The organism is Streptomyces sp. NPDC013157 (assembly GCF_042899865.1).
Classification (GTDB): Bacteria; Actinomycetota; Actinomycetes; order Streptomycetales; family Streptomycetaceae; genus Streptomyces.
The window spans coordinates 118,479-142,810 of record NZ_JBIBAK010000016.1 but is presented as its reverse complement, the minus strand read 5'-3'; the positions used below and the strand labels follow the sequence as shown (position 1 = coordinate 142,810).

General features: G+C 73.4%; 22 protein-coding genes and 1 pseudogene. 10 read left to right on the top strand and 13 right to left on the bottom strand.

Going from position 1 to position 24,332, the window contains the following annotated elements; translation table 11 throughout:
- Positions 1-21: 21 nt before the first annotated feature.
- Together ACFY6U_RS37875 and ACFY6U_RS37870 are read left to right on the top strand one after the other, a co-directional pair.
- Complete coding sequence (locus ACFY6U_RS37875; protein WP_390045700.1) at positions 22-1,455, top strand: hydrolase; 1,434 nt, start codon at positions 22-24, stop codon at positions 1,453-1,455.
- Positions 1,456-1,459: 4 nt separating this feature from the next.
- Positions 1,460-2,905 carry an RICIN domain-containing protein gene (locus ACFY6U_RS37870; protein WP_390045698.1) on the top strand — a complete coding sequence of 482 codons (1,446 nt, stop codon included), beginning with the start codon at positions 1,460-1,462 and terminating at the stop codon, positions 2,903-2,905.
- A 104-nt stretch (positions 2,906-3,009) separates the two neighbouring features.
- Here ACFY6U_RS37870 and ACFY6U_RS37865 read toward each other — a convergent pair whose 3' ends face one another.
- The 3 genes from ACFY6U_RS37865 to ACFY6U_RS37855 all read right to left on the bottom strand — a co-directional run bounded on the left by ACFY6U_RS37865 (position 3,010) and on the right by ACFY6U_RS37855 (position 6,419).
- Positions 3,010-4,977 (bottom strand): ATP-binding protein, encoded by a 1,968-nt coding sequence (locus ACFY6U_RS37865; RefSeq protein ID WP_390045697.1) that lies wholly within the window; start codon positions 4,975-4,977, stop codon positions 3,010-3,012.
- Complete coding sequence (locus tag ACFY6U_RS37860; protein WP_390045695.1) at positions 4,974-5,633, bottom strand: DUF4255 domain-containing protein; 660 nt, start codon at positions 5,631-5,633, stop codon at positions 4,974-4,976. The genes ACFY6U_RS37865 and ACFY6U_RS37860 overlap by 4 nt, the downstream gene beginning before the upstream one ends.
- Before the next feature lie 135 nt (positions 5,634-5,768).
- The gene (locus ACFY6U_RS37855; protein ID WP_362580375.1) at positions 5,769-6,419 is read right to left on the bottom strand and encodes a response regulator transcription factor; all 651 of its coding nucleotides are present in this window, start codon (positions 6,417-6,419) and stop codon (positions 5,769-5,771) included.
- A gap of 427 nt (positions 6,420-6,846) precedes the next feature.
- Here ACFY6U_RS37855 and ACFY6U_RS37850 point away from each other — a divergent pair, with 427 nt between their 5' ends.
- Positions 6,847-9,579, top strand: coding sequence for a LuxR C-terminal-related transcriptional regulator (locus ACFY6U_RS37850; protein ID WP_390045693.1), 2,733 nt, complete (start codon positions 6,847-6,849; stop codon positions 9,577-9,579).
- Positions 9,580-9,591: 12 nt separating this feature from the next.
- On the opposite strand, the gene ACFY6U_RS37845 is transcribed toward ACFY6U_RS37850, so the two are convergent.
- Positions 9,592-10,827, bottom strand: coding sequence for an amidohydrolase (locus ACFY6U_RS37845; protein WP_390045691.1), 1,236 nt, complete (start codon positions 10,825-10,827; stop codon positions 9,592-9,594).
- A 208-nt stretch (positions 10,828-11,035) separates the two neighbouring features.
- Between ACFY6U_RS37845 and ACFY6U_RS37840 the strand changes: the two genes are divergently transcribed.
- A complete protein-coding gene (locus ACFY6U_RS37840; RefSeq protein ID WP_390045689.1) occupies positions 11,036-11,266 on the top strand; it encodes an antitoxin in 231 nt (76 codons plus the stop codon).
- An 18-nt stretch (positions 11,267-11,284) separates the two neighbouring features.
- On the opposite strand, the gene ACFY6U_RS37835 is transcribed toward ACFY6U_RS37840, so the two are convergent.
- Together ACFY6U_RS37835 and ACFY6U_RS37830 are read right to left on the bottom strand one after the other, a co-directional pair.
- Positions 11,285-12,220: an MIP/aquaporin family protein gene (locus ACFY6U_RS37835; protein ID WP_351486487.1), complete on the bottom strand. Its 936-nt coding sequence runs from the start codon at positions 12,218-12,220 to the stop codon at positions 11,285-11,287.
- Positions 12,221-12,346: 126 nt separating this feature from the next.
- The gene (locus tag ACFY6U_RS37830) at positions 12,347-13,012 is read right to left on the bottom strand and encodes an SDR family NAD(P)-dependent oxidoreductase (protein ID WP_390045687.1); all 666 of its coding nucleotides are present in this window, start codon (positions 13,010-13,012) and stop codon (positions 12,347-12,349) included.
- A gap of 122 nt (positions 13,013-13,134) precedes the next feature.
- Here ACFY6U_RS37830 and ACFY6U_RS37825 point away from each other — a divergent pair, with 122 nt between their 5' ends.
- Positions 13,135-13,488 carry a VOC family protein gene (locus tag ACFY6U_RS37825; protein ID WP_390045685.1) on the top strand — a complete coding sequence of 118 codons (354 nt, stop codon included), beginning with the start codon at positions 13,135-13,137 and terminating at the stop codon, positions 13,486-13,488.
- 30 nt (positions 13,489-13,518) lie between these two features.
- Positions 13,519-13,665, top strand: coding sequence for a hypothetical protein (locus ACFY6U_RS37820; protein WP_390045683.1), 147 nt, complete (start codon positions 13,519-13,521; stop codon positions 13,663-13,665).
- A gap of 10 nt (positions 13,666-13,675) precedes the next feature.
- Here the strand turns inward: ACFY6U_RS37820 and ACFY6U_RS37815 are convergent, their stop codons facing one another.
- Positions 13,676-14,344 (bottom strand): hypothetical protein, encoded by a 669-nt coding sequence (locus ACFY6U_RS37815; protein WP_390045681.1) that lies wholly within the window; start codon positions 14,342-14,344, stop codon positions 13,676-13,678.
- 147 nt (positions 14,345-14,491) lie between these two features.
- On the opposite strand from ACFY6U_RS37815, the gene ACFY6U_RS37810 reads away from it, so the two are divergent.
- Positions 14,492-15,430 carry a formylglycine-generating enzyme family protein gene (locus ACFY6U_RS37810; RefSeq protein WP_390045679.1) on the top strand — a complete coding sequence of 313 codons (939 nt, stop codon included), beginning with the start codon at positions 14,492-14,494 and terminating at the stop codon, positions 15,428-15,430.
- Between the two features lie 29 nt (positions 15,431-15,459).
- On the opposite strand, the gene ACFY6U_RS37805 is transcribed toward ACFY6U_RS37810, so the two are convergent.
- Both ACFY6U_RS37805 and ACFY6U_RS37800 read right to left on the bottom strand, forming a co-directional pair.
- Complete coding sequence (locus tag ACFY6U_RS37805) at positions 15,460-16,200, bottom strand: DUF4232 domain-containing protein (RefSeq protein WP_390045677.1); 741 nt, start codon at positions 16,198-16,200, stop codon at positions 15,460-15,462.
- A gap of 138 nt (positions 16,201-16,338) precedes the next feature.
- Entirely contained in the window at positions 16,339-17,067 is a 729-nt protein-coding gene (locus ACFY6U_RS37800) for a DUF6445 family protein (protein ID WP_390045675.1), read from the bottom strand.
- A gap of 214 nt (positions 17,068-17,281) precedes the next feature.
- Here ACFY6U_RS37800 and ACFY6U_RS37795 point away from each other — a divergent pair, with 214 nt between their 5' ends.
- The gene (locus tag ACFY6U_RS37795; RefSeq protein WP_390045673.1) at positions 17,282-18,103 is read left to right on the top strand and encodes a DUF4142 domain-containing protein; all 822 of its coding nucleotides are present in this window, start codon (positions 17,282-17,284) and stop codon (positions 18,101-18,103) included.
- Between the two features lie 6 nt (positions 18,104-18,109).
- Here the strand turns inward: ACFY6U_RS37795 and ACFY6U_RS37790 are convergent, their stop codons facing one another.
- Positions 18,110-19,756: an alpha-amylase family glycosyl hydrolase gene (locus ACFY6U_RS37790; protein ID WP_390045672.1), complete on the bottom strand. Its 1,647-nt coding sequence runs from the start codon at positions 19,754-19,756 to the stop codon at positions 18,110-18,112.
- 251 nt (positions 19,757-20,007) lie between these two features.
- On the opposite strand from ACFY6U_RS37790, the gene ACFY6U_RS37785 reads away from it, so the two are divergent.
- Complete coding sequence (locus ACFY6U_RS37785; RefSeq protein WP_390045670.1) at positions 20,008-20,958, top strand: LAETG motif-containing sortase-dependent surface protein; 951 nt, start codon at positions 20,008-20,010, stop codon at positions 20,956-20,958.
- A 110-nt stretch (positions 20,959-21,068) separates the two neighbouring features.
- On the opposite strand, the gene ACFY6U_RS37780 is transcribed toward ACFY6U_RS37785, so the two are convergent.
- Complete coding sequence (locus ACFY6U_RS37780; protein ID WP_390045668.1) at positions 21,069-22,064, bottom strand: nucleoside hydrolase; 996 nt, start codon at positions 22,062-22,064, stop codon at positions 21,069-21,071.
- A gap of 84 nt (positions 22,065-22,148) precedes the next feature.
- On the bottom strand, positions 22,149-23,039 hold the full coding sequence (locus tag ACFY6U_RS37775) for an SDR family oxidoreductase (protein WP_390045666.1): 891 nt from the start codon (positions 23,037-23,039) through the stop codon (positions 22,149-22,151).
- Positions 23,040-23,137: 98 nt separating this feature from the next.
- Between ACFY6U_RS37775 and ACFY6U_RS37770 the strand changes: the two genes are divergently transcribed.
- Positions 23,138-23,710: a TetR/AcrR family transcriptional regulator gene (locus ACFY6U_RS37770; RefSeq protein WP_390045664.1), complete on the top strand. Its 573-nt coding sequence runs from the start codon at positions 23,138-23,140 to the stop codon at positions 23,708-23,710.
- Positions 23,711-23,733: 23 nt separating this feature from the next.
- On the opposite strand, the pseudogene ACFY6U_RS37765 reads toward ACFY6U_RS37770, so the two are convergent.
- A pseudogene (locus ACFY6U_RS37765) lies at positions 23,734-24,254 on the bottom strand (His/Gly/Thr/Pro-type tRNA ligase C-terminal domain-containing protein); the annotation flags it as partial.
- Between the last annotated feature and the right edge of the window lie 78 nt (positions 24,255-24,332).

The following is a 24,332-nucleotide window of genomic DNA, read 5'->3' as shown; positions in this document are numbered from 1 at the left end:
GACCACCCCTAGCGTGACGACGTGAGTCTCTGGACCTCCCTCGAACCCGCCTCCGCGACCGTGGACCCGGGCGCTTCGACCCGTGTACGCCTGCGGCTGCGCAACACCGGCGACGTCGTCGACGAGTACCGCTTCGAACCGGTGGGCCCCATCGCGCCCTGGACGACCGTCGAGCCCGCCACGCTCCGGCTCTACCCGGGGACCACGGGCACGGTCGAGCTCACCTTCGCCCCGCCCCGCACCCCGGACGCGACGGCAGGACCGAACCCCTACGCCATCCGCATCACGCCCACCGAGCACCCCGAGGCGGTCACCGTCCCCGAGGGCAACCTCACCATCACGCCCTTCACCGAGCTGCGCGCGGAGCTGGTCCCGCCGACGGTCAAGGGCCGGTTCCGGGGGCGCCCGAAGCTGGCGATCGACAACCTCGGCAACACGAAGCTCACCGCCTCGGTCAGCGGCAGCGACAACGGCGACCAGCTCGTCTACGACCTGCACCCCAGCAACGTCCAGATCGAACCCGGCCGCGCCGCCTTCGTGAACGCCACGCTGAAGCCCCGGCGGATCATCTGGTTCGGGCCCAAGGAGCAGCGGCCCTACCGGCTCAGCGTGCAGCGGTCGGGGGTGCAGCCGGAGCCGGTCGACGGAACGTACATCCAGCGCGGCTTCCTGCCCCGCTGGCTCGCCACCCTCTTCGGCACCCTGCTGGCCCTCGCCCTCACCTTCGCGCTGATCTGGTTCAACTACAAACCCCACGTCCAGAGCCTCGCCCAGGAACAGCCCGTGGAAGCCGGGGTGAGCAGCATCGCCCCCAGCCCCTCGACGACCCCGACCCCGCCGCCGGCGCCCACCCAGACGGCGGCCGCGGCGCCGGCCGCCCCGACCACCGAAGCCGGAAACGACAACGGCGGCGGTGGCGGAGGCGGAGGCGGCGGGGGCGCGACGGCCACCGTCACGGCCAAGCCCAAGCAGGACACGGCCGCGACCGCCGTGAACCGGCTCGCCGCCGCCGACCCGGGCGGCCGGCACATCTGCTACCGCGCCTACATCCAGGGCACCGGCTGGTCGAAGCCCGTCTGCGACGGCACCATCGCCGGCACCATCGGCAAGAACACCCCGATCAAGGACATCAACGTCGCGGTGTACGGCGTCGACGGCTCGGCCGGCAACTCCTTCGTCTACGACTCCCAGTCCACCAACGGGCAGGGCAAGTGGCAGACCTGGACCAAGATCGTCGCCGACGGCAAGGACAACTACATCGGCAGCACGAAGCCGGCCGACCCCTACCTGGAGACCTTCACCCTCAACGTCGGCAACGGCCAGGTCTGCGGTTTCGCCCACGTCCGCAACGCGGGCTGGAGCAACCAGGCGTGCAGCGACGCCCGTCCGGCCCTGCTCACCCTGGGCACCTGGGACAACACGCTCTGGCTCGAAGCCTTCAAACTGACGGTGTGACCCCATGACTCTCTGGACCTCGCTCGAACCCGCCTCCGCGACCGTGGACCCGGGCGCTTCGACCCGTGTACGCCTGCGGCTGCGCAACACCGGCGACGTCGTCGACGAGTACCGCTTCGAACCGGTGGGCCCCATCGCGCCCTGGACGACCGTCGAGCCCGCCACGCTCCGGCTCTACCCGGGGACCACGGGCACGGTCGAGCTCACCTTCGCCCCGCCCCGCACCCCGGACGCGACGGCAGGACCGAACCCCTACGCCATCCGCATCACGCCCACCGAGCACCCCGAGGCGGTCACCGTCCCCGAGGGCAACCTCACCATCACGCCCTTCACCGAGGTCCGCGCCGAACTCGTGCCGCCGACGGTCAAGGGCCGGTTCCGGGGCCGCCCCCAGCTGGCCATCGACAACCTCGGCAACACGAAGCTCACCGCCTCGGTCAGCGGCAGCGACAACGGCGACCAGCTCGTCTACGACCTGCACCCCAGCAACGTCCAGATCGAACCCGGCCGCGCCGCCTTCGTGAAGGCCACCCTCAAGCCCCGGCGGATCATCTGGTTCGGGCCCAAGGAGCAGCGGCCGTACGCTCTCACCGTCCAGCGGTCGGGCGTCAATCCACAGCCTGTGGACGGCACCTACGTCCAGCGCGGCTTCCTGCCCCGCTGGCTCGCCACCCTCTTCGGCACCCTGCTGGCCCTCGCCCTCACCTTCGCCCTGATCTGGTTCAACTACAAACCCAAGGTCGGAAGCCTCGCCCAGGAACAGGTCCAGGAGGCCGGGGTGAGCAGCATCGCCCCCAGCCCCTCGGCCGGCGCGCCCCTGGCGGCAGCGCCGGCGCCCTCGCCGACCCCGGTGGAGCAGCAGCCGGCGAACGACGGCGACACCTCGTCCGGCACCCAGGCGGGCGGCAGCGGCGGCCACTCCCAGCCGACCCCGAAGGCGACGAAGAAGAAGGCCCCGAAGCCGGTCGTCCCGGCGACGAACATCCTGCTGCGCAACACGACCACCAAGAAGTGCGCGGACATCCCCGGCTACGGCAACGGCACCAGCAACGGCCCGGTGCGCGAGTACACCTGCGACGAGACCACCAACGACAACCAGCTGTGGAACCTCGAGGTGCGGTACGCGAAGGGCGGCCCCGGCTCGGCCGCGCTCTTCCAGATCCGCAACGCCAAGGACCAGCTGTGCATGGACCTGCCCGACTACGGTTCGGCCAAGCTGTCCTCGCCGATCACCGAGTACAAGTGCGACGGCACCAAGGCAGACAACCAGCTGTGGTGGATCGACAAGCAGCCCAGCGGCGCCTACTGGATCCGCAACTTCGCCAGCGACAACCTCTGCCTCGACGTGGCCGGCTACAGCACCGGCGGCAACGACACCAACCTGACCCTGTACTACTGCTCGAACACCGACGACCAGGAGTGGCTGATCGTCCACCCGTCCACGGACTGACCACCCGTCCGGCGACTGCTCACCCCGTCAGGGGGGCGGGGAACTGCGCGACCGGCCACGACGGCGCGGCAGACATAGGACGGCGCGCGCCCCCCGTGCGTCACTCACGCCCACGTGCCCGGCACCAGCCGCCCCGCCTTGCGGTACTCGCGCCGCGCCCCTTCGAGCAGGTCCGCCGCGCCGACGGCTTCGCCCCGCCCCGCCGCGAGGTACGCCGCGGTCACCACCGCGCTCCGGATGGAACCGCCGGCGAGCTCGAACTCCGCTGCCAGCGGGCGCAGTTCGACGCCGTCCTCACTCGGCACGTGCACCAGCCCGTGCCGCCACAGCGCCAGCCGCTGCTCCTCGTCCGGGAACGGAAAGTCGACCACCAGGTCCAGGCGCCGGGTGAAGGCCTCGTCGATGTTGGCGCGCAGGTTGGTGGTGAGCAGCGCGATGCCGTCGAAGGCCTCCAGTCGCTGGAGGAGGTAGGCCGACTCCAGGTTGGCGTACCGGTCGTGGGCGTCCTTGACCTCGGAGCGCTTGCCGAAGACGGCGTCTGCCTCGTCGAAGAGCAGCACGGCGTCGGTGCGGTCGGCCTCGGTGAAGATGCGTTCGAGGTTCTTCTCGGTCTCGCCGACGTACTTGTCCACGACGGAGGAGAGCTGGACGACGTAGAGGTCGAGGCCGAGTTCGGCGGCCACCACCTCCGCCGACAGGGTCTTGCCGGTGCCCGACTCGCCCGCGAAGAGGCCGAGCACTCCGCGGCCCCTGCCGCCGCCGGCGCTCAGCCGCCAGTCGCCGAGCACCCGATCGCGGTGGCGGGCGCGCAGCGCGAGCTCCCGCAGTTCGGTGAGCGGCCGTTCGGGCAGCACCAGGTCCCGCCAGTCGACGGCGGGCCGGATCCGGCGGGCGTGCTGCTCCAGGCCGGAGGCGGACTGCTGGCGGGCACCGAGCCGCAGGTGGGCGGCGGTCAGCGGGGTGCCCTCGAAGGCGGCGAGGTCCTGCGCGGCGCGGGCCGCCCGGGTGAGGCGCTCGCCGCCGAGGTGGTACGGGGCGACGGTGGCCGCGAGGTCGAAGCCGGGGTCGCCGGGCAGTACGGCCGCCCAGGCGTCCGGGGCGGCGGCGCGCCGGGAGGGCACCTCGAGGACGAGGGGGTCACGGGGGCCGCACCACTGGGGGTCGTAGGGACGGGCGGTCGTCACCAGCATGGTGACGTCCGCGGCGGCGTCACCGCTCAACGCCTTGAGGACAGCGCCCGGTTGGTCGCTGTCGACCAGGATCGCCCGCCCGCTCAGGCGGGCCTCCCGCAGCAGCTCAGGGATCCGCTCCTCGGGCCCGGTGCAGTGCAGCCCCGCCCGCCCCGCGAGCCGCAGCGCGGCGGCCGCGCAGCCGAGACCCTCGCCCTCCTGCCGCTCCCGCAGGAAGGCGAAGAGCGGCCCGGCGGCGATCCGCGCGGCCAGCCGCCCCACGAACTCCGGGTCGGCGGACTCGCCGCCGTACGACAGCTCCCGCAGGTGTCCGGTGAGCGCCGCGTCCGGGGTGTCGTCGCCGAGGAGGTGGGCCAGGACCCGGTCGGGGACGCGCAACGAGCGGCTGAGGAAGGGGCGTTCGGGCTCCTCGACGGTGAGCAGGCCGAGCGCGGTGAGCGGGGCGGTGGGGTGGAAGCGGGCGCGGGCCGCCGCGAGGTGCGCGGGGGCACCGCACAGGTCCAGGGCGAGGCCGACGGTGGCGCGGCGGCGGCCGACGTCGTCGTTGAGGTAGCCGTACAGCTGCTCGAAGGTGCGGTCGAGGTCCGGGGCGAGGGCGATGAGGAGGAGGGTGGTGTCGAGGGGGGCGAGGCGCAGGCGGGTGGCGAGGGCGGCGAGCGGGTCGGCGAAACCGTCGGCCAGGGAGGGCAGTTCGGCCGGTTCCGGCTCGGGGCCCAGCAGGTGCCGTACCGCTTCCTCGGAGAGGTAGAGGCCGCGCAGCGGGTCGCCGGCCGTCGGGTCGTCGGCGGAGCGGTGGGCGACCAGGGCGGCGACCCGGTCGCGCAGCGCGGAGAGCCGGGTGAGGAGCGCGGCGGCCGGCTCCAGGGAGACGTCCAGGGTCACGCCCGGCCCCTCCGGGCGGCCGCGGCCTCGGCGACCTGGCCGGGCCGGTGGGCCCGCTCCTCGAGGACCGGCGCGCCGTCGTCCATCCCGTCGCGCACCCGCACGGCGGCACCCTCGGTGACCGGCGGACCGGCGTCGTACTCGGGATAGGCCGGGAAGGGCGCCGTGATCACGACGTCCAGGGACGGCTTGAGCTCGCCGCCGAGCGCCGACCAGATCTCGGCGAGGGAGCGCGCCTCGGACTGGATGCCGGCGCACGACAGCGGGATCGTCAGGCCCAGCGCGCCGAGTGAGCCCGGCAGTTCCGAGGGGTGGATCAGCTCCCGCGGGATCAGGGTCGCGAGCACCGCGCTGATCAGCCGGTGCTCGTCCTCCGGCCGCTTGGTCCACGCCGTCACCAGGTACGACAGCCGGAACCACCGGGGCGGCTGGCGGCGCTTGACCACGACGTCCCGGTCGTCGCGGACGTCGATGTGCCCGCGCTGGCGCCGGTTCACGTCCTCCCGGATGTCGTACAGGTAGCTGTTGATCACAGGCCCGTTGCGGCGGGCCGACCAGTCGCGGGTCGGCGCGTCGAAGGAGACCTCGATGCCGGAACCCTCCAGCGCACCGCTGGTCAGCAGGTTCCGCAGCACCTGGTCCACCTCGTGGATCACGCCGTACTCACCACCCCATGGACCCGCGCGGCCCCCTCGGCATACACACCCATCCTGCCCTTCGCCCCGGCCGCCTCCGCAGGCACAGCCGGGCAGACCGGCCTGCCCCTGAGCCGGTGTCAGCTGCCCGACCGGTCAGATGTAGCCTTCCCGGAGGGCATGGGCGACGGCGTGGGCCCGGTTGCGCAGATGCAGTCGGGTGGTCAGCCCGTGCATCACGTTCTTGACGGTGCGCTCGGAGTAGGACAGCTTGCTGGCGATCTCACCGGTGTCGAGTCCCTCGGCGACCAGCCGCAGGACGTCCACCTCGCGGGCGGACAGCCCGGCGGCCGGGGCGCCCGGCCGGCCGGCGGCGCTGCGGTGCAGGGTGCCGACCTGGTTGATGAGCCGGCCGAGCAGGTCGGCGGGCAGGTCCCCGTCGCCCCGGGCGGCCGCCAGGACGGCTTGCACGAGCCGGAGTTCGGTGGCCTCGTGGCGCCATACGATGGCTCCGACCCCGCACTCGATCACATCGAGCAGCTCGGTCTCGCGGAGGGCCCCGACCACGAGTACGGCCCGCGCCCCCTCGCTGCGCACCACCCGGCGCAGCCGGGTCAGTTCGGGTTCGTCGAGGCTGTCGCTGATGAGCAGCGCCACCGTGCCTGGCCCGGTCTCGGACTCCTCACGTATCTCGACCTCCGGGTGGCGCCGCAACTGGCTGAGCGCGCCCTCGCGGGAGATCGGGTCCGGCGCGTACACCGCCACGGGCGTGCGGCCGACCGACGCGAATGAGCTGTTGCTGACCAACCGCTTCCCCTATGTCCACGTGCCCGTCGTCTCCGAGGGAACAGTGACGGGCGGTAGTACCCCAGCCTGCTGTGGCCAAAGGGGCAACGACAATCGTGGAGCACCACGAGAAGGACCACGAGATGTTCGGGGGCCCTGAGGTTGTGGGCGACTGCGGACACCGGTGGGGGTTGTTCACGCAGTTCCCCGCGCCCCTTTGAGGTTGGACCAGTGGACCCACCATCTTGGGGGCGCGGGGAACTGCGCGACCGGCCACAGATCACCCGCACCCGTGAACGGACCGGCACCGACACCCGGATGCACAGCCCCGTATCAAATGTGCAGCCCCTGCAACAAACCCACCGTCCACCCCCGGCACCCCACAACCTCTCCCACTCCCGCCACCTCTAACCCCGCGAACCCACCAGCGCACCGCGAGGAGCCAGGCATGACCCGTCCGTCCCCTGAACTCGCCGCCGCCATGCACCTGTTGGCCGAGGAAGCCGAGCGCACGCTGGCCGGCAGCGGCCGCCTCGTGCTTCTCCGGGGCGCCACCGGAACCGGACGCACCACCGTCCTGGAGGCCGCCGCCGAGCAGGCGAGCGCCCTCGGCCTGAAGGTGCTCCGCGCCCGCTGCTCACCCGGCGACACCCCCATCTCCTTCGCGACCGTCCTGCAACTCCTCGGCCCGGTACCGGAGTTCGCCGATCTCGCGGTGGACGGGGACGAGCGGTCCACCGCCGCCGGCCTCTGGCGGGTGCTGCGCGCCTACGCCGACGACTCGCCGCTCCTGGTCGCCGTGGACGACGTCCACCTCGCCGACGCCCCCTCGCACCGCTGGCTCGTGGAGTCCGCCCGGCACATAGACCGCTTACCGATCCTCCTCGTCGTCAGCGAACGCAGCCAGTACGACCTCGACCCGCCCGCCCCCGGCTTCACCCACACCCTGCCGCCGGCGCTGGTCCGCACCCACACCCTCGCGCCCCTCGCCCCGGCGGCCGCCGCCGCCCGGGTGCGCGCCGAGTTCCCCGACGCGTCCCGGTCCTGGGTCGACGCCTGCGTCCGGGCGGCGGCCGGCAGCCCCCTGCTGCTGGGCGCCCTCCTCGACGACCTCGACGAGAGCCGGCACCGGGACGTGCCCGAGACGACGGCCGCCCTCTACCCGGGCGCGTACCCGGCCGCCGTCCAGTGGTGGCTGGACAGTGCGGGACCGGCCACCACCGAGGTCGCCCGCGCCCTCGCCGTCCTGGAGAAGGATCCCGACACCGGCCTGCCGGAGAACGAGGTCACCCCGCTCCTCGCCGAACTGGCCGACGCCGACCCCACCCGGGTGGCCGGCTGGCTCACCGCCATGACCAACCTCGGCCTGCTCACCCTCGGTGCCGACGGCCGCCCGCACTTCCCGCACCCCCTGCTGCGCGACGCGGTCCTCGCCGGCGTCCCCGCCGCCCGCCGCCGCACCGCCCACCGGGCGATCGCCGAGGCGATGCTGCGCCAGGACGCCCCCGCCGAGGCCGTGGCCCGCCAACTGCTCGCGACCGGACCGGTGGACGCCCCCTGGGCGCCGGCCCTGCTCCGGGACGCGGCCGCCGTCGCCCTCTACGAGGACCGCGCCGAGGACGCCGTCGCCTATCTGCGCCGCGCCCTGGAGGAACCCCTCCCCGACGACCACCGGCAGCGGCTGCTGACCGAGCTGGGCTCGCTGGAGTACGCGGCGCCCCGCTCCTCCGCCGCGATCCCCCGCCTCGTCGAGGCGGTGCGGCTGCCCGCGGCCCCGCAGGACCGGGTGCGCGCGGCCGTCGCCCTCGGCACCGCGCTGACCGGCCGGGGCCGCACCCGCAAGGCCGTCGAACTGCTCCGCTCCGTGAACGGCGAACTGGACGGCCACCCCGACCTGGTCCGCACCCTGCACACCGCCTCCGTCCTCCTGTCCGACCAGGACCAGGAGGTACGGCAGGAGGTCTACCGGCGGCTGTCCGAGACCGCCGACCGCTCCCCGGAGCTGGTCGGCACGGCCGGCCAGGCCCTGCTGGTGCGGCACGCGGCCTCCGCGGGCCTCACCTCCGCCCGGGACGCCATGCGGCAGCTGCGCACCCTGCTCGCCGAACCCGCCGACCCGCTCACCGAGCCGTTCCTGGTCGGCACCGCGGCCACCGTCGCCCAGTGGGCCGACGAACTCGACGAGGCGGAACGGCTGGTGGACCGCGGCCTGGCCGGGCAGCGCCCCGACCTGCTGCACCCCATGCACCAGGCGCTGCTCAACAGCCGTACGGACATCGCGGCGGCCCGCGCCGACTACACCCGCCCGGCCGCCGTCCCCGACGCGGTCACGCCGTCCAACGCCCACGCGCAGGCGCTGATCGCGCTCGTGGAGACCGGCCGCGGCGCACAGGCCGCGGGCCTGGTCGCCGGGATCGACCTCAGGGAGGCGCCGGACTCCTGGGAGCTGAACCGGTTCCTGTACGCGCGGGGCGTGGTGCGGGTCGCCGCCGGCGACCCGGCCGCCGCGCTGCACGACTTCCTGGAGTGCGGGCGCCGCCAGACGGCCCGTGACGTGATCAGCCCGGTGGTCACCCCCTGGCGTACCGCCGCCGCCGAGTGCCGGCTGGCCCTGGACCGCCCGCTGGAGGCCATCGCCCTGGCCGAGGAGGAGTTGCGGCTGGCCCGGGTCTGGGGCACCCCGCGCACGGTCGGCCGGGCGCTGCGCGTCCTCGGTACGGCGACCGGCGGCCGCCGGGGCCTGGAGCTCACCGAGGAGGCGGTGCGGCTGCTGCGGGACGGCGGCCCGGCCGGTACCGAGCCTGCGCTCGCCCTGATCGCGCTGGGCCGCCAGCTGACCGCCGCCGGTGAGGGGGCCCGCGCCCGCGACTGCCTGCGGGAGGCCGCCGAGCACGCCGAACGGCAGGGCGCGGTACGGCTGTCGGAGCTGACCGAGGAGATCCTGCGGAAGGGCGGCGCCCGCTCTCCCAGACGGCGTACCGGCGCCGCCTCCCTCACCGGCAGCGAGCGGCGGATCGCCGAACTCGCCGCCGAGGGCCGCACGAACGGGGAGATCGCGGCCCTTCTCCACCTGGCCCGGCGCACCGTGGAGACCCATCTCACGCACACCTACCGCAAGCTGGGCATCCGCCGCCGCGCGGACCTGCGCCCGGCCCTGGACCAGACCGCCCCCCGTCCGTAGCGGACGAGGGCGTCAGGGGGCGAGCCAGTGGGCCGCCGCCGCGAGGAGTGCCCGGACGCCCGTCTCGATCGTGGGGTCGGGGACGGGAGCGAAGTGCGGGGAGTGGTTGGAGGGGATCTGCGGGGGGATGCCGTCGCGGACCAGGGCCTCCAGGTCGACGCCCTCGTAGAGCCTGTGGTCGGCGCCGCCGACGAACCAGAAGACCGAGGGCACCCCCAGGGTCGTACCGAAGGCCCCGAAGTCCTCGCTGTTGGGGACGGGTGAGGTCAGCTCGAAGGTGAGGCCCGGGAACTCGCCGGCCAGCGCGGCCTGGACGGCCTCGGTCGCGTCGGGGTCGTTGTGGGTGACCGGGAAGGAGTCGATGGGGACGATCTCCGGCTCCCTGGACACGTCGGAGGCCGCGGCCTCGGCCCGTATGATCCGCTCCACCGCGGCGAGCACCCGCTCCCGGACGGCCGCCGTGGCGGTCCGTACGTTGATCTTCAGCTCGACGCTGTCCGGGATGATGTTCTCCTTGGTCCCGCCGTGGATCGAGGCGACCGTGACGACGGCCTGCTGGCCCGCGGCCACCTCCCGGGAGACGACCGTCTGAAGCCGCATCACCACCGCGGCGGCCAGCACCACCGGGTCGACGGTGGCCTCCGGCGTGGACCCGTGCCCGCCCCGCCCGAACAGCGTGACCCGCATGCTGTCCGCGCCCGCCATCAGCGCCCCCGCCCGGGTCCCGACCAGCCCGGCCGGCGCCGCCGCCACATGCTGGGCCAGGCACACGTCCGGCCGCGGGAACCGCTCGGCGAACCCGTCCGCGAGCATCTTCGGTGCCCCGCCCACCTCCTCGGCCGGCTGGAACACCGCGACCACCGTCCCCCGCCAGCCCTCCCGCCCGGCGGCCAGCTGCCCGGTGGCCCCCAGCAGACAGGCGACGTGCAGGTCGTGCCCGCACGCGTGCATCACCCCGCTGGTCTTCGAGGCGTACGGCAGCCCGGTCTCCTCCTGCACCGGCAGCGCGTCCATGTCGGCCCGCACCAGCACGACCGGCCCGTCCCCGTTGGCCAGCACCCCGACCACCCCGGTGCCGCCGACCCCCTCGGTGACCTCCCAGCCCTGCTCCCGCAGCCGCCCCGCGACGACGGCCGCGGTCCGCTCCTCCGCGAAGGACAGCTCCGGGTGCGCGTGCAGGTCCTCGTAGAGCGCCCGCAGTTCGGGAAGCCGGTCGCTCAGGCCGGTCAGGAGGGGGCTGGTGCTCATGTCGTCGTCTCCCGGGGTGTGTGCGTCGCGTGCCCGCCGAATCAAGGATCAGGATCAACCTCGCGACCGGGCTTCGCACGTGAACGCCGGAAAACGACGCGAACGACAGGGACGGCGACGCGGACTGTGCGGACGCTCCTTTCACGCCCTGCCCCGTGCCCCGGGCGCCGTCTTGCCGCCGCCCGCTCCCGCCGGGGACGATTCCCGCATGTTCGAGGGAATCGGCGGAATCGACGGACTCAAGAACCTGGCGGCCAAGGCGAAGGACGTCGCCGAGGAACACGGTGACGCGATCGGGACCGGTCTGGAGAAGGCGGGCGACCTGGTCGACGAACGGACCGACGGCAAGTACACCGAGCAGATCGACACCGGGGTCTCCAAGGCGCAGCAGCTGGTGCGGCGCCTCGGCGAACAGGCGGACGACAAGCCGCGGCCGTAGAAGCCGCCGCCCCGGCCGCTACTCGTCCGTGGTCGGGCGGGTCCGGCCCGGCTCCGGCAACTCGCCGAGCTTCAGCCGGGCGTGCAGGACGTCGCCGATGAACAGGTCGTAGACCAGCACGCCGATCACGCCGCCGACCAGCGGACCGACGATCGGGATCCACCAGTAATCGCTGAACGTGGCCCCGTTCCCCGGGAACGCGAGACTCTTCCACCCGGCGAGCCAGGTGAGCACCCGCGGACCGAAGTCACGGGCCGGGTTGATGGCGTAGCCGGCGTTCGCGCCGTAGGACATGCCGATGGCGGCGACGGCCAGGCCGATGACGAACGGGCCGAGGTTGGACCCGACGGCCGTGTTGCGCAGGTCGACGACCGCGACGACGAACATGACGAGGAAGGCCGTACCCACGATCTGGTCGATCAGCGGCCCCCAGATCCCGCCGTGGAAGTACGGCGCCGGGAAGGTGGCGAAGATGGAGAAGGTGGCCTCGGTGTGCCCGCCCACCTTCGGCGGCTTCGACGCGGCGTCGAACGCGTTGATCGCGTCGTGGTACACGAGGAAGACCAGCGCGGCCCCGGCGAAGGCGCCCAGTACCTGCGACACCCAGTAGGGCACCACCTTCACCCAAGGGAACTTGCGGCGCACGGCGAACGCGAGCGTCACCGCCGGGTTCAGATGGGCCCCGCTGACCCCGCCGGCCACGTAGATGGCGAAGGTCACGGCCAGGCCCCAGCCCCAGGCGATCAGGAGCCAGTCACCGGCGGCGAGGAAGATCGTCGTGGGGGTCTCCGCCCGCCCCGACCCGGGCAGCGCGGCCACTGCCATCGCCACGACACCGGCTCCGAACGAGAGGATGACGAAGGTCCCGAGAAACTCTGCCAGGCACTCACCGAGCAGGCCTCCACGGCTTCTGAGCCGGGAGGGCTTGAGGAGAGGAGGTATTTCCACAGCCATCGCTGGCCCCCTTTAGCCATCGCTGACTCCCTGAGAGGAGCAATCGGGCCGAACACCATATTGACCCACAAATGATGTTCGCGCAGATCGGTCCGTCCCGCCCGACGGGACCTCTCCTCCCCGGATCTATCCGTCGAGGTCGTCGGCGTAGTGCCGGAACCCGTGCCGGTCGCGGTGCATCCCCCACAGCGCGTCGGCGAGCACCGCGGGGTCCTTGCGGGCGTGCCCCGCGACGATGGCCCCCGGGATGACCAGCTGCCCCACGTAGATCCCCTCCCCCGCGAGCCGGTCGTGCAGCAGGTGCCCGTACGCGCTCTCGGCGGCGAAGGCGATGGAGGTCCCGGCCCGGTCGGGGTGCGGGATGACGGCCGTACCGCCGTTGACGAGCAGGATCGTCCCCCGCTCCAGCTCCCGCATCCCCGGCAGCACCTGCTGCACGGCGGCGACGGGCCCGTACACCGAGAACTCGACGGGCCCGAGCAGGTCCGCGTGGGTGGTCTCCAGGACCGGCAGCATGAAGTCCCGCTGCGGTACGGGGCTGTACTGGAGGACCTCGACGGTCCCGAGTTCCTCGGCGGCCCGCGCCAGCGCCCCCGCGAGGGCGAGCGGGTCCCTGACGTCGACGGCGTACCCGCGGGCCCGGACGCCTTCCCGGGCCAGTTCCCCGGCCAGCGCGCCGAGCCGCTCGCCGTCCCGCGCCAGCAGGGCCACCGCGAACCCCTCCCGCCCGAACCGCCGGGCGACGGCGGCCCCCAGTCCGGGCCCGGCCCCCACGATGGCAACACTGCTCACGACGACTCCCGACGAGCGACACGGCTGACACGGCTGACACGGCACGCTTGCACCTACGTCCGTACCGCACGCCCCCCGACTTCACACGTGCGGGCCGTCTCCGGCCTTGGCAGGATGGCGGCATGGAACGTGTGCTTGGAATCGGCGGGTACTTCCTGCGGTCCGCCGACCCGGCGGCCCTGAGCGCCTGGTACCGCGACTGCCTCGGCCTGGACACCGACGACCACGGCCTGTGGCAGCAGCCGGCCGGACCGACGGTGTTCGCGGCCTTCGAGTCCGGGACCGACTACTTCGGCTCCCCGGCCCAGCAGACCATGCTCAACTTCCGGGTCCGCGACCTGGACGCGATGCTCGCGCAACTGCGCGCCAAGGGCGCGGACGTCGCAGAGGAAACCCAGGACATGGACGGCGTGGGCCGCTTCGGCTGGGTCACCGACCCCGAGGGCAACCGCATCGAACTGTGGCAGCCGGCCTGACCTCGGCTCACGGCGTACGCGTTGTACATCGTGGCCGTCGAGCTGTCGCCGTGGGTGTCGTCGTGGGTGTCGGTGACCGTCGAGCGCAGGCCGCTGTTGCCGACGGGCGGTCTCGGTCTGGACGCCCTGTCCCTCCGGCGGGCCCGGGGCACGGACCGGGAGCCGGCGAGCCGGTGACCCGCGGACGTCAGTCCTCCGGGGGCCGGCCCTCGATCAGGCGTTCCGCGATGTCGTCGGCCCAGGTCTGGGCCCACTGGCGGAGGGCGGTGATCTCCTCGGCGTCGGGGCCGTGCCGTGCGAACTCCCGGTCGTCGATCCAGTCGGTGCCGGTCAACCGGGACTGCAGGTCGGCGAGGTCGAAGGTGTCGCGGGCGTGCCGGCGGCCGAGGTCCTCCAGGTCGGGGAGGGTCCAGCGGTCCGCGGCGGCGTGCACGATCAGGAGGTCGCGGGGCAGGCCGCGGTCGGCCAGGGCCCAGACCCGCATGCCGACCACGTCCTCCAGGGCGAGGGTCAGGCCGAGTTCCGTCCGGACGGGAGGCTGCCAGAGGGCCTCCTTGAGGAGGTTGACCTCGCCCTCCTCCGCCGCGACCGGGTCACCGGCGACGAGTTGCGCGGAGAGGGGGTCCGTCTCGCGGGCGTCGACCCGCCAGCCGCGCTCGCGGAGGCCGCCCGCGACCGTCGCGGCGATCGTCTGCATGGGCTCCGGGCTCTGCGTGGCCGCGTCCACGGTCCGGCCGGGGCGGTCGAACAGGCCGTGGGCCTGGGCCGCGTAGTCACCGGCCAGTGCCAGGGGGTACCCGGCACCGACCGACAGCAGGTCGGGCAGCAGGCGGCGGTGCAGGTGGGTGACGTTCACGCGGCGACGGGCGAGGAGGGTGCCATGGGGCGATTATCGCTGGCCGGGGGGCGGGCGACGCGAGGACTCGGCGCCGGGCACCGGTCGATTCGGCCGGGCGGTGGCCCCGCAGCCCGGCGTCACAGGTGGCTGCGGCACACTCCGGTCATGGAGTCCACCCAGCCGCCGCCGTCCTCCTGCTGCGCGCCCGCCGTGCCCGCGCAGTTGCCGGTGCGGCCCCTGCCCGCCCCCGGCGGCAGCGCCGCCGGCGGCACCGGCATGGTCGCGCTGCCCGGCGGTGAGTTCCTGATGGGCGCCGAGGACGCCGACGGCTTCCCGGCGGACGGGGAGGGTCCGGTGCGGGCCGTGCGGGTGGCGCCGTTCCTCGTCGACGCGTGTGCCGTGAGCAACGACGAGTACGCCGCGTTCGTCGCCGACACCGGCTACGTCACCGACGCCGAACGGCTGGGCTGGTCGTACGTCTTCGCCGGGTTCCTGCCCGCCGCGCTGCGCCGGGGTGCGCCCCGGCCGCCGGAGACACCCTGGTGGTGTGCGGTCGCGGGGGCCGCCTGGCACGAGCCGGCCGGGCCGGGCAGCGGGCTGGAGGGGCTCGGCCGGCATCCCGTCGTGCACGTCTCCTGGTACGACGCCGCCGCCTTCGCCTCCTGGGCCGGCAAGCGGCTGCCCACCGAGGCGGAGTGGGAGTACGCGGCCCGGGGCGGTCTGGAGCAGGCCCGTTATCCGTGGGGAGACGAGCTGGACCCGGACGGGGAGTACCGGTGCAACATCTGGCGCGGGACCTTCCCGACCCGGAACACCGCCGCCGACGGGTACCGCGGGACCGCGCCCGTCGACGCCTTCGCGCCCAACGGGTACGGCCTCCACAACACTTCGGGCAACGTGTGGGAGTGGTGCGCCAACTGGTGGACGACCGAGCACGGCACGGACGGCGGCACGGCCCACGGCACCGCCCGCGTCATCCGGGGCGGCTCCCACCTCTGCCACGCCTCCTACTGCAACCGCTACCGGGTCGCCGCCCGCACCGCCAACACCCCCGACAGCTCCACCGGCCACACCGGCTTCCGCTGCGCCCGCGACGCGGGGTGAACCCAGCGGGGTGAGGCGACGGCCCGCGGTCACTCGCCGACGGGACCGATGTACGTACCCGGGTGGGTGGCGCCGTCCTGGAGCACCACGGCACCGCCGTGCCAGGACAGGTCGAACGACGTGCGCTGGTTCGGCGCGGTGACGACGACCGTGGTCGGTGTGAACGTGGTGGAGGAGTCGCCCTGCGCCGGCACCAGGAAGGTGATCGCGAAGTTGGTGGAGGCGCCGTTCGCCAGGGTGACCCGCTTCGGGGTGGCGTTCGTCCGCTGGAGCGACCACTTCTGACCGCTGTTGACCAGGTCGACGCCCGGGAAGCCGTACATCGTGCAGGAGTGGCCGCTCTTGTTGGTGAACGCCACGACCGCGTGCTTCTGCTGGCCCGTGCCGCTGCCCGGGTCGGCCCAGGAGTAGCCGAGCTGGGAGGCCTGGCAGGCGGGCACCGAGCCGGTGGCCGAGGAGCCCCCGGAGGAACCGCCGGTGGAGCTGCCCCCGGTGGCGGACGAACCGCCGGACGCCGACGAGCCCGAGGTGCTCCCGCTCCCGTTGCTCCCGCTGCCGGAGCCGCCCGTCGAACCGCCGCTCGAACCCCCCGTCGAGCCGTCCGCCGTCGTGGAGTCGCCCGCGGCCGGGGCCGCCGAACCGCCGTCGGCGCTGACGGAGCCGCTCGCGGTGCCGTTGCACGCGGTCAGCAGGGCCAGCAGCGCGGCGGCGCCGGTCACGGCGACAGCGGTCTTGCGGACGTTCGTACGGCGGTTGCGAAGCTTCGACATGGGATCCCCCAGCGGCGGTGTCCTTCCCGGCTCTCTGCCGGACACCCCTTTCGATGCGGCCCCCGGACGGGAAGTTCGGAGACCGCCGTCACGGGCCCGTCGTGGTCGTGTCACGGCCGCCGTTACAGACGCGCCCGCTCACGCCATCCAGAAGAACACCGCCGTCATCCGCTTCTCCTCCAGTGTCTTTCCGGCGTAACCGGTCGCGCTGTGCACGAGGTTGGCGTTGTAGAGGAGCAGCCGGTTGTACTTGTGCGGGACGCGGACGTCCTCCTCGAAGTGGTCGCCGGGGACGAACCGGGTGCCGAGCGCCTCGACGAGGTTGTTGTGCGGGGCCTGCACGATGTTGCCGCCGAGCCGGCCGCCGGGCAGCGACTGGCGGTAGAACGCGGTGCCGCAGTCCTTGGCCACCCCGGGGTTGAGGTACAGCACCGCCGCGTACCGGCACAGCGCCCGCGAGTCGGTGTGCGGGCGCGGCTCGCTCTCGCCCTCGCCGACCACCTGGACGCAGTTGTGGTTGAGGGTGCCGCCGCCGGGCGCCTGCTGCACCCACAGCTTCCCGGCGCCGGTGGCCTTCCGCACCAGCTCCTCCACGACGGCGAGTTCGGCGGGTTCCAGGCCGGGCATGGTGCGCAGTCCGGGCCAGGTCTCCGAGGTGTACGGGTATCCCTGGACCCAGTCGTCCTTGGCCAGGCACCGCTCCCGTACGGCGTTCACGTCCGCGAGGACGTCGTCGAACACCCAGTAGTCGCGGCCTCTGGTGGGCTTGCGGTAGGGCAGGACGGGCAGGGCAGGTCGCGCGGCGGGGCCCCGGCCGGCCGGTCCGTTGGGCAGGCGGGGGATGCGGGGGGATGACTGTGGGGGCATGCGGCGAAGCCTGCCCGCGACTTTGTCATGACCACTCTCACCTGGGGAAAGCATCACCCTCCCATGGTCAGGACATGGGACCACGGCACCCCGAGCGGGGTCGCTCCTCACAAGTTCTTTACCAAACCAAAAGGTTCACGGCGCTTCCCCGTCCGTATTCCTCTGCGAACCGACCCCGCCCCTGCGCGGGACCCCCGACCGGCAGGAGGCACCGGTGCGCTTTTCGCGGAACGCGACGGGAACGCTGTTCGTTGGCGGAGCCCTGAGCTTCACCCTCGCGGCGCTCGCCTATCCGAGCATGCTGGGCCTGAACACCGTGTCCAGCGACACCAACCGGATCATCGCCAACACCCAGTGGGGCCCGCTGACCGAAGGCGACCGGGACTTCGTGGTGAAGGTGCGGGCGGCCGGCCTGTGGGAGTACCCCGTGGGCCAGCTCGGCCTGAAGAAGGGCCAGTCCCAGGCGGTCATCACCGCGAGCAAGCACCTCATCGACGGACACGCCGCGCTGGACGCCAGCTGCCGCAAGATCGCGCCGATGCTCAACATCACCATCCCCAACCTGCCCTCTCCGCAGCAGCAGGGGTTCGTCAACACCCTGACCGCGGACACCGGGAAGAAGTTCGACACGGACTTCGCCAACATCCTGCGCGTGACGCACGGTTCGATCTTCAACACGATCGCGAAGATCCGCTCGACCACCCGGAACACCCTGGTACGGATCCTGGCCGACCAGGCCAACGCCACGGTCCTGGACCACATCACGGTGATGGAGCAGACCGGCCTGGTCGACTTCCCGTCGGTGCTCTTCCAGGAGACGACCCCGCCGAAGCTGCCGGCCACCGACCTGACCCCGCCGCCCCCGGCCGCGGGCCAGCCGGAGGTCGTCCTCACCCCGCCGGTCAACAGCACGACCAGCCCGCCGGCCCTCCCGGGCGAGAGCGGCTTCACGGGCAGCGGAGCCGGTGTCGGCACCGGCAACGGCCAGACCACCGGGGTGAACGTGACCCCGGGTGCCACCCCCACCGCCGGCTGAGTCACCTCAGGCGCCCAGCCACACCGTGGTGTCGGGCGGCAGCGTGCCGTCATGCGGCAACGGCACGCTCGCCAGCAGCACTTCGCCCGGCGGCAGCGGCACCGGCGCGTCCGACAGGTTCGTGACGCACCGCCAGCCCTCCGTCCGGGCGAAGTGCAGCACGCCCGTCGGCGCCTCCGCCCAGGTCAGCGTCTCGCCGTCAAGGAGCTTGCGGCGCAGCCGCAGGGCGGTGCGGTAGAGCTCCAGGGTGGAGCCCGCCGTACCGGCCTGCGCCTCGACGGCGTACGACCCGAACCACTCCGGCTGCGGCAGCCAGGCATTGCCGGCCCCGAAGCCGTACGACGGTCCGTCCGCCGTCCACGGCAGCGGCACCCGGCAGCCGTCGCGGCCCTTGCGGGCGTGGCCCGTCTGTTCCCAGATGGGGTCCTGCAGGACGGTGCCGGGCAGGTCGGCGACCTCGGGCAGGCCGAGCTCCTCGCCCTGGTAGACGTACGACGAGCCGGGCAGCGCGAGCATGAGGAGGGTGGCGGCGCGGGCGCGCCCCAGGCCATGGGGGACATCGACGTGGGGCGTGTGGCCGCCGGACAGCAGCCAGGCGTTCTCGTCCGTGCCCGGCGGCAGCGTCAGCCTGGAGGCGTGCCGTACGACGTCGTGGTTGGAGAGCACCCAGGTGGCCGAGGCGCCGGCCGCGCGGGCGGTGGCGAGCGAGCCGGTGATGACCTCGCGGAGCGCCTCGGCGTTCCAAGGGGTCTGCAGGTACTCGAAGTTGAAGGCCTGGCCGAGTTCGTCCGGGCGGGCGTACAGCGCCCGTCGCGCGTCCGGTACCCAGGCCTCGGCGACGGCCGTGCGGGGCGGGCTGTAGGTGTCGAAGATCTTGCGCCAGTCGCGGTAGACCTCGTGCACCTCGTCGCGGTCCCAGTAGGGGTGGGTGCCGGGCGGGACCCGCTCCAGCGCCTCCTCGCCGGTCGGGCCGAACTCGGCGACGTCCCGCAGCGGTTCGGTGAGGTCCTTCACCAGGGCATGGGCCACGTCGACGCGGAAGCCGTCCACGCCCCGGTCGGACCAGAAGCGCAGGGTGGTGCGGAAGTCGGCGCGCACCTCCTCGTGCTCCCAGTTCAGGTCGGGCTGCTCGGGCGCGAACAGGTGCAGGTACCACTCGCCGTCCGGGACCCGGCGCCAGGCGCTGCCGCCGAACACCGACTGCCAGTCGGAGGGCGGGAGTTCGCCGTGCGCGCCGCGGCCGGGCCGGAAGACGTAGCGCTCCCGGGCCGCGGAGCCGGGGCCGGCCAGCAGGGCCTCGCGGAACCAGGCGTGCAGGTGCGAGGTGTGGTTCGGGACGATGTCGACGATCACCTTCAGGCCCAGCCGGTGCGCCTCGGCGACCATCGCGTCGAAGTCGTCCAGGGTGCCCAGGCGCGGGTCCACGTCCCGGTGGTCGGCCACGTCGTAGCCGCCGTCGGCGAGTTCGGACGGGTAGAAGGGGCTGAGCCACAGGGCGTCCACGCCGAGCGCGCCCAGATGGGAGAGCCGCCCGGTGACGCCCCTGAGGTCACCGAGCCCGTCGCCGTCCGCGTCGGCGAAGCTGCGCGGATACACCTGGTAGATCACGGCCTGACGCCACCAGTCGGGGTTCCTGGAGGAGAGGTCGACCACGCGCGTTCCTTTCCGACGAGGGAGCAGGCAACCAGAAGCCTGTCCATATTGACGGGAAAGGGAACCTTCACACCGCACGGAGGGGATCATTCCCCCTGTGAGGGAGTTGTGGTGGACTTCCAACGACCCTTGCTTCACCGCAGGTTGACAGGGTTCGGCACGCCCGACGACCATGGGCGCACGCTGTGGCGCATGTGACCAATGGGCCCGGTGTTTCTTCGCGTTCCGCGAGCATTCACGATGGGATATCCATGTCCATAGCCAGACATGTCACCGCGCGCCGCCTGCTGGGGACGGGCGTCGCGTCGTTCGCCCTGTGTGCCGTCTCCGTCGCCGGCGCGTCCGGCGCCTGGGCGCACGGCACACCCGGTGGTGACGGCTGGAAGTCCGGCGGCCACTACAGCCCCGGCACGGGTGCCGGCACGGAGACCGGCACCGACAAGTGCCAGTTCTCGATCGACGGCTCGAACTTCTTCGACTCGGTGAAGGTCGACGACCAGAACCTGAAGGTCAGCGACGACGGCAAGGTCCACCTCAAGGTCCGGGCCGCCGCGGACGCCGCCTCCTGCACCGCCTCACTCGCCTCCTACATCGCCCACGGCCCCTCCTTCGCCACCTCGGGGCAGCAGATCTTCGTCGACTTCGACTCGGTGACGGTCAAGCAGGGCCAGACCGACTCGCTCGACATCGCGGTCCCGGACGCCGGCTGCTTCGCGCAGATCGACCTCTACCGGGGCGCGACGAAGTTCGACGGGAAGACGGACGCCAACGACGGCTTCCAGCACGGCGACCTGCCGGCCGGCCCGGACCACGCGGTCATCAAGGACAAGCTGATCGCTTCCTGGAACGGCGGTACGAAGGACTGCTCGACGACCCAGTCGTCCTCGCCGTCCCCGTCCTCCCCGGCGTCCTCGACGCCCTCCGCCCCGGCCCCGGCCTCCACCCCGCCGGCCGCGCAGACCACCACGCCGACGCCCTCGGAGACCTCGGCGACCGGCACGGCCTCCGCGTCCCCCTCCCCGTCCGGGTCGACGACCGCCCCGGCACCGGCCCCGAGCACGAACTCCGGCGGTGGCGGCGACCTGGCCCACACCGGCGCCAGCTCCAGCACCGGTTACATCGCCGGCGGCGCGGCCCTGCTGCTGGTCGGCGGCGGCGCGATCGTCGTCGCGACCCGGCGCCGCAAGGCGACCCGCGCCTGATCCCTTCGGGTACGTCCGTACGCCCCGGCCGTCGGTGACGGCCGGGGCGTACGCGTCTGCGGCCGGGGCCGGTGCGGCGGGTGAGCCGGCGAAGGGCGGTCCGGGTGCCGTCAGCCGGCCTGGGCCCGGCCGCCGGCGACGGTCTCCAGGTACAGCTTCACGTACCGCTCCACGTCGACGTCCAACGCCACGTCGACCAGGGCCTGTTCGCGGGCGCCGCCGTGGATCTCGGCCTCGCCGGGGCGAGGCCGGCGGTCGACGACGGTCTGGCCCCGGGTCGGGCCGGGGGCGAGGGAGACCTCGACCGGGAGGAGCCGGGTGGTCAGACCGGCCGGATCGGCGACGGCACAGACCGCGCCCGCGTCGCCGAGGCCGCCGGCCGGGTCGTCGCCGTCGGGCGCGTCGCCGTCCGGGTCCGGGGCGGCCGGCCGGTGGGCGAGAAGCTCCCCGGCGAGCCGGGCCCCCGGTTCCGCGCTCGCGCGCAGCCGTCGTACCTCCGCGCCCGGCACCACGACCCGCTGGAAGACGTCCAGGCCGTACATGGTGATCGGCACACCGGCGGTGAGCAGGACGGCGGCCGCCTCGGGGTCGTGCCAGACGTTGAACTCGGCGACCGGGGTGGCGTTCCCGGTGGCGACCGCGCCGCCCATGAACACGATCCGCTCGATGTTCCGGGTCACCTCCGGGTGGGTGCGCAGCAGCAGGGCGATGTTGGTGAGCGGCGCGGTGGGGATCAGGGTGACGGGGCGGGGCGAGCCGAGGATCTCGCGGCGCAGCAGGGTGACGGCGTCGACGTCGGCGGGGCGGCGGGTCGGCGCGGGCAGCCCGAGATCGCCCATGCCGTCCGTCCCGTGCACATGCCGCGCCGACCGCGCCGCCTCGATCAACGGCCGCTCGGCACCCCGCGCGACGGGAACGTCCCCGGCCCCGGCCCGCTCCAGCACGGTCAGGGTGTTGCGGACCACCCCGTCCACGTCCGTGTTCCCGGCGACACAGCTCACCGCCCGCAGCTCCAGCCCCGGGTGGCGCACGGCGAACAGCAGGGCGAGGGCGTCGTCGACACCGGTGTCACAGTCGATGATCACGGGGGTGGGCTGACCGCTCACAGGGGGCTCCTTTCGCCGGGCCCGACTCTAAACGCCCTTGCGACCACCCTCGACCACTCGTGACCACTCTCGACCGCCTCCGGACTACTCCCCGTCGAAGTAGTGCCCCTGCTCCAGGTCCGCCACCAGCCCCGGTTCCTGGGGCTGCCACCCCAGCAGCTCCCGGGTCCGCCCGCTGCGCACCGGCACGTCCAGCGTCACGAACGCCCCGAAGAACCCGAAGTGCTTGGCGCGCCGGTCCTCCGGGACGCTCTGCACCGGAACCCCCAGCCGCCGCCCGATGACGTCGGCGATGTCCCGCACCGCGACCCCCTCCTCGGCCGCCGCGTGCAACTCGGCGCCCGCCGGCGCCTTCTCCAGCGCCAGCCGGTAGAGCCGGCCGAGGTCCAGCGTGTGCACGGCGGACCACTGGTTGGAACCGTCCCCGGCGTAGCCGGAGACGCCCGTGGCCCGCGCGATCCGGATCAGCGTCGGCAGGAACCCGCCCCGGTCCTGCGCACTGTGCACGACCGGCGGAATCCCGACGAGCACCGTACGCACCCCCTGTCCGGCGAGCTCGCCGAACAGCCGCCCCGTGGCGGTCCTCGGATTGGCGCTGTACGCCGCGCCGAGGTGCTCGTTGCCGTCGCCGTGGCCCATGCCGACCCCCAGGAGGGCCTTGCCGGTCCCGGCGAGCGCCTCGCCGAAGGCCTGCACCACGGTCCGGTCGGTGGCCGCCGCCCCGGCCATGTCCCCGGCGGCCATCGCCGCGTGGTCGAAGGCGAGATGGACGACGGCGTCGGCCTCGGCCGCGGCCGCCCGCAGGCCGTCCAGATCCTCCAGGTCGCCGCGGCGGACCTCGGCCCCCAGGGCCTTCACGGCCGCCGCGGAGTTCTCCGACCGGGCGAGGCCGACGACCTCGTGCCCGGTGTTCAGCAGTTCGGGGATGACGGCGGAGGCGATGTGACCGCTGGCGCCGGTGACGAAAACACGCATGACAGCACTCTCCCGAGGGACGAGAAGAAGGTGATGTGACTGGGTACCGTCACCATACCCTCGTGACGGTACCGAGTCACATCACTTAGGCTGTCCCCATGGCCCGATGGGAACCGAACGCACGACTGCGCCTCGTGCAAGCCGCGATCGACCTGTTCGGCGAGCAGGGGTACGACAGCACCACCGTCGCCCAGATCGCCGAGCGGGCCGGGCTGACCAGGACGACGTTCTTCCGGCACTTCCCGGACAAGCGCGAGGTGCTGTTCGCGGGCCAGGAGGAGCACGGCCGCCTGCTGGCCGAGGGAGCCGCAGCGGCACCGGACACGGCGACCCCGCTGGAGGTGGTGACCGCAGCCCTGGACACCCTGACCGGCTCCTTCACCCCGGAGCAGCGCGCGTTCGGCCCACGGCTGATGCAGGTCATCGACAGCCACAGCGAGCTGCGCGAACGCGCCGCGTTCAAGAGCCTCAACCTCAGCACGGTCCTGGCCACGGCCCTCCACGACCGCGGCGTGCCCGACCCCGCCGCGTCCCTCGCCGCCCACCTGGGCGCCCAGGCCTTCTCGGCCGCCTTCGCCCGCTGGATCACCCCGGCGAACGACCGCCCCCTCCCCGACCTGGCCCGCGCCTGCCTGACCGAACTCCGCGAGGCGACCGCGGCCCTGACGTAGCCGCCCTCACGTGGCGGGCCGGGTCACTTCCACAGCGCGGTCCCCCGCCCCGCCACCCGCTCCCGAATCCGCCCCAGCACCTCCGCCACCGGCAGCTCTCCTACTCGCCGCCCGTCCCGCAGCCGTACGGCCGCGAGCCCCGCCACGTCCTCCCGCGCACCGATCACCGCCAGGTAGGACACCAGCCGGGCGGCCCGCACCCGCGCCCCGAGACTCCCCTCCTGCGGCCGGCCACCTCGGCCCGCAGCCCGCCCTCGGCCGCCGCGGCGACCAGCGCCTCCGCCCGCCCCGCCTGCTCCTGCCCGACCGGCAGCACCACCAGCTGCACCGGCGCCGGCCAGGCCGGAAAGGCCCCACCGTGCACCTCGACGAGGTGCGCGACGGGCCGCTCGACACTCCCGGTCACGCTCCGGTGCACCATCACCAGCCGGTGCCTGCGGCCGTCCGCCCCGACGTACCGCAGCTCGAACCGCTCCGGCTGGTGGAAGTCGATCTGAACGGTGGACAGGGTGGACTCCCGCCCGGTGGCGTCCGCGATCTGCAGCACGCGGGGACTCACCCGGACGGACCGCTGCGGTGGTGGACGGGGGCCGGGGATGGTGGCGTGGGAGCACGCGTTGCG